The sequence below is a fragment of the Petrotoga halophila DSM 16923 genome (genome assembly GCF_002924615.1).
Window position 1 is genome coordinate 18920 of the sequence record NZ_JALY01000112.1, and the last position, 12954, is coordinate 31873.

Here is a 12954-nt window from a genome sequence, read left to right on the forward strand (position 1 = left end):
CCAATTTTGAGAAGGGAAAATATGAAAATCGATATTCTATCAATAGCTGAGAAATACCCTGGTCAGGGGGTGTATTCTGCCACATCGGATCACAAATACATCTTAAAAAAATACAGTGATTACACTATATATGAGAACAAAATTTTAGGAAATTACGATGTTTTACATATTCATACTCTCAATATAAAAAGCTTCTTTTCGTTGTTAAAGAATAAGAAAAATTCTTTTTGTGTCATTTCCGCTCATATAGTTCCTAATTCGTTGAAAGGGAGTATAAAATTCAACAAGCTATGGTTACCTTTTTTCAATAGGTATTTAAAATATTTCTATAACTCTTCTGATTGCATTTTAGCAGTCAGTGAAGAGACCAAAAATGAATTGATTAAGGATCTCAAGATAAATCCTAATAAAATTGTGATCTTTAGAAACTTTGTTATAAAAGAATTGTTTCTCACAAAACCCGAGGAAAAAGACACTCAAAAATCTTATTTAAGAAAAAAATATGGGTATAATGACGATGATTTCATAATTTTGGGTGCCGGACAGATTCAACCTAGAAAAGGTATAACAGATTTCGTGGAAACCGCTAAAAGATTAAAGAACATGAAGTTCATTTGGGCTGGGGGAATGCCCTTTAAACAGTTCACCGAAGGTTACGAAGAAATGAACAAGTTGATAAAAAAAGCTCCTAATAATGTCAATTTCGCCGGGACTATAAATAGAGAAAAAATGATCGATTATTATTCTTTATCCGATATTTTCTTTTCCCCTTCCTTTCATGAAACCTTTGGTTTAGTCGTAATTGAAGCAGCTGGAAGTGGTTTACCTTTAGTACTGAGAGATTTACCAGTTTACAAACAAATATTTTCTCCATACTATTTATCTGGTAATTTAGTGGAAGATTTTGTTGAGACAATCAAAAAGCTTAATATTAACAAAGAGTTATACGCTGAATACGAGAAAAAGTCTTACATCTTATTTGAAAATTATAGCGATGAAAAAGCCTTTATAAAATTAAAAAATATCTATGAAGAAGGTATAAAGCAAAAAATCCATACAGGAGGAAAAAATGTCTGAGGATAAAGGCAAAGACAATGAAAGCGCACTTAGTAGAAAAAAAATAATCATTAATCTAATCGTTGTTTTAATTATTGGTTTAGTCATCAACATTGTGATCTCATTTTTTGCAGATTTTCAAGAAACCTTCGCAACCCTTAAAACTGTCAATCTATTTGTTATTGTGGAGGTATTTATAGTTTTTTCTATCGCTTATTTGATCGATTTAATAAGATTGTACATAGTAACCTTAAGCTTCCACAAAAAAATAAAGTTTAAAGATGCCATATATAATACCATTTCATACTATTTTATGTCAAATATCACACCAATGGCTAGTGGTGGTCAACCTTATCAAATATACCATCTTACAAAATTAGGAATAGAGTCAACTTTGGCTACAAATATAGTATTGTCAAGGCTTGTAGAAAATTTATTATTCTCGTCGGCTATCATACTAATTTTCATAAGAAGAGTAATGAGTATTTTAGGAAGAATAGGAACTGGGAAATATATACTTATCATTGGTATAATAGCAGCTTTAGGGTTCTCTGCTTTGTTAATTTTAATATTCTTAAACCCAAAACTGCTATATAAATTGTTTAATTTCTTACTAAAGATATTCCCATTAAAAAATAAATCGAAATTCGAACAAAGATTACAAAAGTTAGAAAATTGGTTAGAAGAGCTAAAATTAAGTATTAAAACACTTTGGATAGAAAAGGCACATATAGTTACGCTTGACTTTATATTCGGAGGTTTCATTGTTTTTTTTCATTCTCTAGGTTTGTATATTGCATTGACATCAATTACGTCAGGAAGTTACAGCATCCTTGAAATATTCATTCTTTTTATAATAATGAATTTTGTTATCTATTATATACCTACCCCTGGTTCCACAGGTGGAGTAGAGACATTATATGGTATTGTCCTTGCCAGTTTTATGCCTGGAAGATTCGTTTCTACAACTATATTGTTGTGGAGATTCGCAACTTATTATTTACAAATAGCGTTCCAAGGGATAATCTTACTTATGACAAGGGCAAAAGAAAAAGGGGTTGAAACGTAATTAATTAATATACTCGTTTCTCAAATCGATTAATCTTTTATCCTCTCCCAAAGATTTCAACCTTATAGTTTTATTTTTCAAATTATGCATAGACTCGATTTTTCTTATAGTAGCACTCTTACTTCTCATCGTAAGTGTATGAGTGTAAGCAAAACCTTTAACAAATTTGACCCCTTTTAAAAGATCCCCATCCGTGATACCTGTTGCAGAAAATATTACATCTTCCCCACCAACTATTTCATCGGTATAAAAGATTTTTTCAACGTCCCAACCTTCTTCCTTGATCGATTGTTCTTCAATTCTATCCCTTGTCCATAATTTCATTTGAATTTCTCCCCCTAACGTTTTTAAAGCAGCAGCTGACAGTACCCCTTCAAGAGTTCCCCCAATACCAACATAGATATCCACTCCACTATCGGGAATCGCGGTCGCTATGGCTGCTGTAATATCCCCATCACTTATTAATTTTATTCTTGAACCAGCTTCTTTAATCTCTTCTATAATCTCTTCATGCCTTTGTCTATTCAAAATAACAAAAGTTAGTTCCGTTGGTGCAATTCCCAAAACCTCACACGCGATTTTTATATTCTCTTTCATAGGTTTTCTTAAATCCAATTTTCCCTTTAATTCACGACCTACAGCAAGTTTAAATGAATAAAAAGTCGGCAGTACTTTAATGCCTCCAGACACCGTGGCAGCAACCGCACTTAGGGCATTGGGCAGGCCGAAAGCAGCTAATTTCACTCCGTCTATAGCATTAACGGCCAAATCCATTTCAGAAGTGCTGTCTTGCCAACTACCCACTTTTTCACCTACGTACAACATCTTTGAATTTTCTTTAGCGTATTTACTCATCACTATATTCCCTTTAAAGTCTATGTAATCAAACATACCTCTCATAGCATCAATGGAACTATGATTAATCATTTCCAAATTACCACAACCCAAAAATAAGCTACTCATCAAGGCTGATGATTCTGTAACCCTTACAAAATCCATAGTCAACTCTGGATAAATCTTCTTTTCCATAAAAACCCCTCCTCACAAAAATTTTTAATTGTCTTTACGAACTCTAAAACCTGTAATAGCGCCCTTCCCCCGCAGCCCGCCCTTTTAAGGAAGGGACCTGCGGCCCCTTAGACCCTGCAGGGGGAGGGCTTCGCCCTGTAACCCTTTTAAAATCAAAAACTTATTTTTGAAAATCTGTTTATTTCTAAAAGTTTGTGTTAGCGCCCCTTCGCCCCGCACCCAAAAAATAAAGGAGTTTTTGCCCTTTCGTCCCGCAACTTTATCTTTCTTAAGCATTTCTATTATAATATTTTTATACTTTTTAAACAAATAATAAAATTTAAGAAAATAAAAGTTTAAACATCGTAATCAACTCTATTGGCAAATATTTCTACCTAATCACATATAAACGCATTATTTGAGTATACATAAACCAGAACTGAAAGAAAATTTATTTAACTTGGCTTATTTTCAAAAAAATATGGTAAAATTTTATTGGAGGTGATCTAATGAACCTAACAGAGTTAGAAAAAAGTTTAACCATTCAAAAGAAAAGTGTATGGAGCAAAAGAAACAAAGAAGATATCGATATGTATTCTTCAAAGTACAAAGAGTTTATCAACTTTTCTAAAACTGAAAGAAAAGCGGTTTCATACTCAGTTGAACTCCTTGAAAAAAACGGTTTCAAACCTCTATCTCATTATGTAAACTCTGGAAAGATAGAGAAAGGTGATAAAGTTTACTTTGTAAACAGAGACAAAGCAGTATTTGCTTTCAAGTACAACAATCCTTTGAAGGATGGCATCAACATAGTAGGTGCTCATATAGATTCGCCGAGGTTTGATTTCAAGCCAGAACCTATAGTTGAAGATGAAAATATTGCGATGGCGAAGACTCATTATTATGGTGGTGTAAAGAAGTATCAGTGGTTCAACATACCACTTGAATTACATGGCGTAATAATAAAAAGTGACGGCAGTAAAATAGAGATCTCTATAGGTCAAGATGAAAGCGATCCCGTATTTGTAATATCTGATTTATTGCCTCATCTTGATAGAGATTTGGCTAATAAAAAGGTTTCGGAAGCCTTTGAAGCTGAAAAGATGAATTTGCTCCTTGGTACTACTGCTATTTCCTACGATGAAACCGATAAGGTTAAAAATCCCGTTAAGTTAAATATCTTGAAGCTCTTGAACGATAAATATGGAATAGTAGAAGAGGACTTGGTCAGCGCAGAATTGGAAATCGTTCCTGCCCTCCCTGTTAGAGATGTAGGCTTGGATAAAAGCCTTTTAGCTTCCTACGGTCACGACGATAGGGTCTGTGCCTACACAGGATTAACCGCTTTAATTGATGCACAAACTTCGGTAAAAAATCCGGCAGTTTTGCTAGTTGACAAAGAAGAAATCGGCAGCGATGGAAATACAGGAGCAAAAAATCATTTCTGGATCTACGTGTTGAAGAAAATTGCCGCTTTAGCAAAAGAAGAAGAACTACTTCAAAATATCGAAGAAATCCTTACAAATTCCACTTTACTTTCAGCTGATGTGTCAGCAGCTGTAGACCCAAACTACAAAGAAGCTCACGATCTATCCAACGCTCCAAAATTGGGTTACGGTATAACTCTGATGAAATATACAGGTTCAGGGGGCAAAGGGAGAACAAACGATGCAAATGCTGAATTAGTAGGAAAAATTAGAAACCTTTTCAACAAAGAAAACATATCTTGGCAAATAGGAGAACTGGGAAAGGTTGACAGAGGCGGAGGAGGAACCATAGCGATTTTCTTTTCTGAAAAAGGCTTAGACGTTTTGGATGCCGGTGTGCCGCTTTTGGGGATGCACTCTCCGTATGAAGTGGCATCAAAAGCGGATATATATGAAACTTATTTGGCGTATAAAACTTTTTATGAAAAATTTGGAAAATGAGAATTTTTGTGGGAAACTCAGCAAATGCGATGGAATTTTTTGATTTTGACTTAATATTATCAACTTCAGGTTGGTCTTTAAACGACCAATCTGATGTTGTTGCTATCAACAACAAAGAGTATGTAGAATGTTATATAAACAGGAACAAAACATACTTAAACAAGGATAATAGATTCATAACAGAAAAAGATGTTTTATTATCGTTCGGGTTTACCAACGATGCTCTAAATTTTGAATTTTATTTCTTGAACCTTTTGTATCAAGTGGATTTAATCGTTCTATCTTTGAACTTCTCTGAAAGTTTGGAAAGAAAAGTACTTTTACATATACAATCAAATTTGAGAAGGGTAAAAATCCCAGCGATAATTATCAACACAACAAAAAACGAATCAACGGTCTCCTACATCGTTCCCAATTACAAAAACGAATTCGTGATCAAAAACGCTATATATTTCACACTCGATTATAAAAAGAGTAAAAATTATATATATTCTTTTGGGAAGTATTTATCAGATTTGAAAGAAAGTATTCGTAGCTATGATGTCAAGGTGTTGAGGTAAAAAATGAGATCACAACATCTGTTCTTGAAGTTACATTATAACTTTCTTAAAAAAGAACTATTTGAGTCTTTAAAAATTATCAATGGAGAACCAAAAAGTTATAACAGGGACAGTTTGGGTATATACGTAATAAAAAAATTGACTCCAAAAAACATAATAAAATATTTTACTGATGGTATTAATCAAGGTTTTTACATCTTTCTTTTTTCGTCTAACAAAAACATTCCCTACCGCAAATTACAACTAATTTCTGAAGTTGTCAATATTTATGGAATTCATTTGATTTTATTTCTAAAAAACGATATTCTCAAACTTTTCAACAATCAAGTTATTCTCATAAACCAAGAAAGAAATTTAACTCAGAGATTATTCTCAATAAACTCTTATAAAATTTCTTTTGTCTTTCCTGAGGAAGTAACAAATCCAGCCGCTATAACAACTTTGAAGATTCAAGAAGTTGACCTAGTATTCAGCAAAAGTCCTATAAATGACAATAATCAGGACTTAGCTAATAATTTGATCGCATACGTTGTAAACGATCAAAAAATATTTTCCCCTTCTATTCTTGAGAAAGATAAAACTTTCTTAAAAGAAAGGGGAAAAATATGGTTGAACTTACGGTATTTAAAAAGTATTAAAGACAATTATTTAGAAAAAAACTACAGTGATTTACAAAGGATAAAAACGAAAATAGACCTCATTTAAAGATAATTAAAAGCCTTTTATTTTCTTTTTGACATATTGACCCTCAAAAGATTTTTCTCAATTCTAGTTTGTAATTTAATTTTTTTAAACTGATCCTCCGTTGCTTTTATTCCTTCTTGGGCACTTTCCATAGCTTTCCTTGCGGCTTCGATATCTATATCTTCTGATCTTTCAGCAGCGGTGGTAACAATAGTCATTTCTTCCCCAGTCATCTCCAAAATACCACCATGGATCGCAAAACTATCAACTGAGTTATCAACTTTTTTTATCGATACTGGGGCAATCCTCAAAGAAGTCACAATGGGCAACCGTTGAGTTAAAGTTCCCATAGACCCCTCTTTTGTTTTAAATTCTACATACTGAACATCTTCTTCGTACTTTACCCCTTCTGGGGTAACAACTTTGAATTTAAATATTTATACCACCTGCCTTACAAACACGTCATTCATTCATTTTTTTAGCTTTTTCTACAGCCTCTTCTATAGTTCCTACCATATAAAAAGCACCTTCTGGTAAATCATCATGTTTACCTTCAAGTATTTCTTTAAAACCTTTGATAGTATCTTCTATGTTAACATACTTACCGGAATAATTTGTAAACCTTTCTGCAACAAAGAAAGGCTGAGTTAAGAATCTTTGAATCCTTCTCGCTCTGTTCACTACCTGCCTATCTTCTTCTGATAATTCTTCAATACCCAAAATTGCTATTATATCTTGTAGATCTTCATACCTTTGCAAAACTTCTTTGACTTGTCTTGCAACCAAGTAATGTTCTTGGCCAACAACGTTGGGATCCAACATCTTTGACGTGGAATCTAATGGGTCAACCGCTGGATAAAGTCCCAATTCTGATTGTTTCCTTGAAAGGTTTAAATTCGCGTCCAAATGGGCAAAAGTAGTGGCAGGTGCAGGATCCGTGAAATCGTCCGCAGGTACATAAATAGCTTGAACAGAGGTAATAGATCCATCTCTTGTGGAGGTTATTCTTTCTTGCAACTCTCCCATTTCCGATGCCAACGTTGGCTGGTATCCTACAGCAGAGGGCATTCTTCCAAGTAAAGCCGACACCTCTGATCCTGCTTGTACAAACCTGAATATATTATCTATAAAAAGTAAGACGTCCTTTTTTTGCTTATCCCTAAAGTATTCTGAGACTGTTAATGCGGTTAGAGGAACTCTGAACCTTGCCCCAGGTGGTTCATTCATCTGACCGAACACCAACGCCGTGCTATCAATAACCCCTGTCTCTTGCATTTCCAACCAAAGATCGTTACCTTCCCTCGTTCTTTCGCCTACACCTGCGAACACAGAGATCCCTTGGTGCTCTTTAACGATATTTCTTATAAGTTCCATAACAAGAACTGTCTTGCCAACCCCAGCTCCACCAAAGAATCCTATTTTCCCGCCTCTTGGGAACGGAGCCAAAAGATCTATACATTTAATACCCGTCTCTAAAATCTCAATTGATGTATCTTGTTCATTCAATGATGGAGGGTCCCTGTGAATTGACCAGTACTCTTCTCCTTCAACCTCTCCTTTCTCATCGATAGGTTTACCTAAAAGATTTATCATCCTTCCCAATGTAGCTTCCCCGACAGGAACTTTTATGGGCTCTTGCGTGTTGATAACCTCTTGACCTCTTTTTATACCATCCGTAGAATCCATTGCAACACATCTAGCTGTATCGTCTCCGATTAATTGCTCAACTTCAAGAACCAATTCTTCTCCTGAGTACTCGTTTTTTACTTTTAAAGCATCGTAAACGTTAGGCAGTTGGCCCTCGGGGAATTTCACATCGACGACAGGTCCAATGACAGATATTATTTTACCTTTTTGATCTTGCATCGAATTACCTCCTATTGCATATTCGCCCCATTAACAATCTCTATCAACTCTTGGGTAATAGAGGCTTGCCTTTGCTTGTTGTATTCAAGATTCAACTCTTCTATTAAATCATGTGCATTATCTGTGGCGTTTTTCATTGCGTTTTGTCGGGCATGAAGTTCACTCAACTTGGTTTCAAATAAAAATAGATACATTTTAGAGAGAAGATACTGATATGCAGCATCCTCAAACACTTTCTCTTCTTCTGGTTCGTATTCGTATCTCGCATCTATTTCAAATTTATCTTTTGTTATCGGAAGTAGATCATAAGTTTTCGGTAACTGTATCAAGGCGTTTTTTAATTCTCCATACACAACTTTCACTTTGCTAATGCCCTTGTTTTCCATAATTTGGAAAATAATTTCAAGCAAATACTCTGCATGATCAACCTTTGGGATATCGAATAGGCTTATCTCTTTTTCTAAGACTGTTTCACTCTTTAAGCCTGAATACCCTTTTGCACCCAAAACAAAGAATCCTTTAAAATCTTTCAACTGGGATTTTGCCTTTATAGCTTCTTTTACTAAATCAGACGGAAAAGAGCCTGCTAATCCCATGTCTGGAGTAATCGCAAAAATTAAAGACCCTTCACCCTTCTGAGTGTAAAAGTTTTCTTCAATAAAAGGAACTTTTTTCAATACCCTTTCCGCGTAGTTAGAATAATCTTTTACACCTTTCCATTGCCTTTGTATTTTGTTGAGCCTTGCTGCAGCAACCATCTGCATGGCTCTTGTTATTTGCATCGTAGATTCTGTAGAGGCGATCCTTCTTTTAATGGCTCTTAAATTACCGCGGCTCAATTAAAATCACCACTCTCATTTAAATACATTCAAAAATTTTGAAATTGCTTCATTCAGCTCTTTCTTTATTTCATCCGTTATGTCTTTATTCTCTTTTATCTTATTTAAAGTATCAATATAATTTTCTTTAAGATACGCTAAAAATTGTCTTTCAAAATCACCTATCCTATCCGTAGGGATTTGATCGAGGTAACCTTCATTAGCGGCGTAAATAACAGCAACTTGTTCTTCTATCTCCATCGGTGAATATTGTGGTTGCTTCATCAATTCAGTGAGTTTTTCACCTTTTGTTAACTGTTTCTTAGTTGATTCATCAAGATCCGCAGAGAACTGAGTGAAAGACTCTAATTCTCTGTACTGAGCTAAATCTAATTTTAAAGATCCTGCTACCTTTTTCATCGCCTTAGTTTGCGCAGCTCCACCAACCCTTGAAACAGATAAACCTATGTTAACAGCAGGCCTTATCCCTGCATTAAACAACCCTGTTTCTAGATAGATCTGACCATCCGTTATAGAAATAACGTTGGTGGGGATATAAGCTGAAATATCGTTCGCCTGTGTCTCAATTATTGGTAAAGCTGTCAAAGAACCATTCCCAAAATTCTCGTTCAATCTAGACGCTCTTTCCAACAATCTTGAATGTAGATAAAAAATATCTCCAGGATACGCTTCCCTTCCGGGTGGTCTTCTAAGTAGCAACGATATTTCCCTGTAAGCAGCGGCATGTTTGGTTAAATCGTCGTATATTACCAACGCATCCTTTCCGTTAAACATAAAATATTCTCCAATTGCTGCGCCTGCATAAGGAGCTATATACTGCAAAGAGGCGGGATCTGAAGCATCTGCCGCAACCACTACAGTATAATCCATTGCACCATACTTTTCTAAATTATCGATCGTTCTTGCCAAAGACGAGGACTTTTGCCCAATCGAAACATAAATACAAAAAACATCTTTACCTTTCTGATTTATAATGGTATCAATAGCTATAGCGGTTTTACCAGTTTGCCTATCTCCGATTATAAGTTCTCTTTGACCTCTTCCTATAGGAATCAAGGAATCCAACACTTTTAAACCGGTTTGAAGAGGGGTATCAACAGGTTTCCTAGTTACAACACCCATCGCCTTTCTTTCTATAGGATAAAAATCCTTGGTATTTATTTCACCCTTCCCATCCAAAGGCATACCTAAAGGATTAACCACTCTACCTAACATCTTTTCCCCGACAGGTACTTCTATTATTCTGTTGGTTCTAACTAATTTGTCTCCTTCCTTTATTCCTTTGTAATCCCCCAAGGTTATTATACCAACGTTATCTTCTTCTAAATTCATAGCTATACCGTAGATCTTTTCACCTTCAGATGTTTCTATTTCAACCAACTCGTTGGTCATAATATCTTTTAAACCGTAAGCCCTAACGATACCATCGCTTACTTGCATTACCCATCCTATTTCTTTTATCTCTCCACTTTCATAACTTTTAATACGTTCTTCTATTACTTTTGTCAATTCATCTGGATTAACTCTCAAATATTTTCACCTCCACCAACGGGTGCATAGGCGGATTGAATGTTCTGTAAAAATCCCTTTACCGAGAAATCAAAAAACTTATCCCCGATGTATAACTGTAATCCACCTATAAGATTTTCATTGAATTCTGTTATTAACTTAATTTTTCTTCCAGTTTTATTATGAATGGTCTGTTTTATCTGATTTATAATTGTATTAGTCGTTTTACTCGGAAGTATAACCCTCACTTCTACAACTTTTTCTCTCTCTAAACTCTCTTGGTACAGGATATGAGACATAAAAGGAATCAAATTTTGACGTCTTTTATCAACTAAAGCTTCCAAAAACTGAACAAAAATCGTATCTTCAAATTCTGATACCTCTTTCATCCGTGTAACTATATGTTTTGGAGGAACCAACGGACTATAAACCAAATCTCTAAGAGTTTCACTACTATCGAGAGCTTTTTTTAACCTTTGAAACGCTTCTACGTATTCATCTAATCTAGAAATTTCACCCTTCTCTTCCAAAGTATTCAAAAGGGCTTGGGCATACTTTGAAGCCAAAAAATAAGAAGCTTTCATCACAATTCTCCTTTGTCTTTTAAACTGTTTATAGCCCTTCTTATCAACTCTTCGTTCTTCTTTTTATCGATCTGTTCCTTTAATATCATAGAAGAAATAGCAACAGCTAGAGAAACGATTCTCGATTGTAATTCTCTTGCTGCACTTTCTTTAATATCCTCAGCCTCTTTTTCTGCCTTGGCTAAAATAATTTTCCTCTGCTCTTCAGCCTCTTGTTGAGCAGACTTTACTATGGATTTGGCTTGTTCATCAGCATTCGCCAAAATTTCGCGTCTTTTATCATCCGCTTCAGCCAACTGCTTATCCAACTCTTCTTTCTTTGATTGGGCTTCTAACCTCAATTTTTCAGCTTCGTTTAAATTCTTTTCTACTTCTTTTTTCCTTTTATCTGTTATATCAAAATACGGCTTGTACAACAACCTGTACATAAGAAACATAAAAGCCAAAAAACCTACTAAATTCACTATTGATGTTAAGTTAAAAGATATCATACTCTCACCTCTTTGGGGGGAAACTAATAATTCTCAACAAAATAAACACTTAAGGAAGAACAAACAACAAAATCAAAGCAACGACCAAAGAATAAAGACCGGTTGACTCTGTAACCGCCATTGCCAATAACATCCTCGTTGTTAAATTCCCACTCATCTCGGGCTGTCTTGCCATAGCGTCCATTGCGTGCGCACCAACGTTACCTTCTCCAATACCAGGACCTATAGCTCCTATTCCCATTGCAACTCCTGCTCCCAATAACTTTCCTAAATAATATAAGCCCCATCCAATGGAACCACCTTCAGAAACTAAATTTTGAAGCATAGTAGATAAATCCATCTTTTTTTCCTCCTTAAACTAGTTTTTTCTGATTAGATAAATTTTGTCTTATTCCAATAGAGAACCAATATACGCAATAGTTAACAAAGCAAAAACAAAGGCCTGAATGAGCCCAATAAACCAACCAAAAAATCCCCATAAGAAAACAGGGAAAACAAAATATTTCAGCATATAACTAATAACCAAAACCAATATCCCCCCACCCATGACGTTACCAAATAACCTTAGTGAATGGGAAATTGGTTTAGCTATTTCACTAATTATATTGATAGGAAACAACAATGGATTTGGTTCAAAGAAAGATTTAAGCCATTTGAGTACACCTTTAGCTCTTGCAGCAAAAAAATGGCTAACCACTAGAACCATCAAGGCATATGTAAGATTCACATTTAAATCGGAGGTAGGTGTGTACCAGGTATCCGTGAACAACTGCACATTCAATCCATTTTCAACAGGCACAACGTTTATTCCAGGCATCCCACCAAGTACGTTTGAAACACTTATATACAGAAAAAAACTCATAGCTATTACAAAAGTTTGTCTTCGATACTTAGGGTTGGGCACAGAATCTTCCACCATTTCCCAAAAATAGTCAAAAAAGGTTTCTACAGCAGCCTGGAACCTTCCAGGAATCCTCTCAAAATGTATGCTCCTGGCAACTAAGATCAACAATAACATAACAGCAAAAGACATTATCAACGTCATTGGGTTCAACTGACCAAAGAACCCTCCATCACCAAAATAAACTATCCATCTATCCCCAACACCTTCTAAACTCATGTCAAAAACAAAAAAGTTAATTAATCCCAAAACTATATAAGCACCAAAAAGAAAGATGGTAAATTTCTTCAATCTATCGTTCGTCAAAAGAACACCTCCTCCAACTACTTACCAAACTTATTTATATGATAAAAATGGAACAATCTTCAGATTAATCAAACCCACAAAAGCGAACAAAAGGGCATATGATGAATTAACGGCAGCGATTCCCAATATCACACCATACAAAAGATACCTCAT

Annotated in this window: 14 protein-coding genes; 5 read left to right on the forward strand and 9 right to left on the reverse strand. The window is 35.0% G+C overall.

Translation table 11 applies throughout. The features are described from left to right. Positions 1–21: 21 nt before the first annotated feature. Positions 22–1077 carry a glycosyltransferase family 4 protein gene (locus AA81_RS05020; protein ID WP_103898415.1) on the forward strand — a complete coding sequence of 352 codons (1056 nt, stop codon included), beginning with the start codon at positions 22–24 and terminating at the stop codon, positions 1075–1077. Then, positions 1070–2125: a lysylphosphatidylglycerol synthase transmembrane domain-containing protein gene (locus tag AA81_RS05025; protein WP_103898416.1), complete on the forward strand. Its 1056-nt coding sequence runs from the start codon at positions 1070–1072 to the stop codon at positions 2123–2125. The genes AA81_RS05020 and AA81_RS05025 overlap by 8 nt, the downstream gene beginning before the upstream one ends. On the opposite strand, the gene glpX is transcribed toward AA81_RS05025, so the two are convergent. Beyond that, the gene (gene glpX, locus AA81_RS05030) at positions 2126–3154 is read right to left on the reverse strand and encodes a class II fructose-bisphosphatase (RefSeq protein ID WP_103898417.1); all 1029 of its coding nucleotides are present in this window, start codon (positions 3152–3154) and stop codon (positions 2126–2128) included. A 488-nt stretch (positions 3155–3642) separates the two neighbouring features. On the opposite strand from glpX, the gene AA81_RS05035 reads away from it, so the two are divergent. From AA81_RS05035 to AA81_RS05045, 3 genes are read left to right on the forward strand one after another with little or no spacing between them, the layout of a single operon-like run. Then, on the forward strand, positions 3643–5061 hold the full coding sequence (locus AA81_RS05035; protein WP_103898418.1) for an aminopeptidase: 1419 nt from the start codon (positions 3643–3645) through the stop codon (positions 5059–5061). Positions 5062–5069: 8 nt separating this feature from the next. Then, complete coding sequence (locus tag AA81_RS05040; protein WP_103898419.1) at positions 5070–5621, forward strand: hypothetical protein; 552 nt, start codon at positions 5070–5072, stop codon at positions 5619–5621. 3 nt (positions 5622–5624) lie between these two features. Further along, positions 5625–6326 (forward strand): hypothetical protein, encoded by a 702-nt coding sequence (locus tag AA81_RS05045; RefSeq protein ID WP_103898420.1) that lies wholly within the window; start codon positions 5625–5627, stop codon positions 6324–6326. Positions 6327–6343: 17 nt separating this feature from the next. Here AA81_RS05045 and atpC read toward each other — a convergent pair whose 3' ends face one another. From atpC to atpB, 8 genes are read right to left on the reverse strand one after another with little or no spacing between them, the layout of a single operon-like run. Beyond that, positions 6344–6742, reverse strand: a complete 399-nt coding sequence (atpC, locus tag AA81_RS05050) for an ATP synthase F1 subunit epsilon (protein WP_103898421.1) — start codon at positions 6740–6742, stop codon at positions 6344–6346. A 25-nt stretch (positions 6743–6767) separates the two neighbouring features. Then, positions 6768–8171, reverse strand: coding sequence for a F0F1 ATP synthase subunit beta (atpD, locus tag AA81_RS05055; RefSeq protein ID WP_103898422.1), 1404 nt, complete (start codon positions 8169–8171; stop codon positions 6768–6770). Between the two features lie 11 nt (positions 8172–8182). Then, complete coding sequence (gene atpG, locus AA81_RS05060) at positions 8183–9010, reverse strand: ATP synthase F1 subunit gamma (protein WP_103898423.1); 828 nt, start codon at positions 9008–9010, stop codon at positions 8183–8185. Positions 9011–9025: 15 nt separating this feature from the next. Then, positions 9026–10540, reverse strand: a complete 1515-nt coding sequence (atpA, locus tag AA81_RS05065; RefSeq protein WP_103898424.1) for a F0F1 ATP synthase subunit alpha — start codon at positions 10538–10540, stop codon at positions 9026–9028. Further along, on the reverse strand, positions 10537–11103 hold the full coding sequence (gene atpH, locus AA81_RS05070) for an ATP synthase F1 subunit delta (RefSeq protein WP_103898425.1): 567 nt from the start codon (positions 11101–11103) through the stop codon (positions 10537–10539). Before atpH ends, atpA begins: the two co-directional genes overlap by 4 nt. Beyond that, positions 11103–11594 carry a F0F1 ATP synthase subunit B gene (gene atpF / locus AA81_RS05075; protein ID WP_103066407.1) on the reverse strand — a complete coding sequence of 164 codons (492 nt, stop codon included), beginning with the start codon at positions 11592–11594 and terminating at the stop codon, positions 11103–11105. Before atpF ends, atpH begins: the two co-directional genes overlap by 1 nt. 49 nt (positions 11595–11643) lie before the next feature. Beyond that, complete coding sequence (locus tag AA81_RS05080; RefSeq protein WP_211292660.1) at positions 11644–11934, reverse strand: F0F1 ATP synthase subunit C; 291 nt, start codon at positions 11932–11934, stop codon at positions 11644–11646. A 48-nt stretch (positions 11935–11982) separates the two neighbouring features. Next, positions 11983–12801: a F0F1 ATP synthase subunit A gene (gene atpB / locus AA81_RS05085; protein WP_103898426.1), complete on the reverse strand. Its 819-nt coding sequence runs from the start codon at positions 12799–12801 to the stop codon at positions 11983–11985. Between the last annotated feature and the right edge of the window lie 153 nt (positions 12802–12954).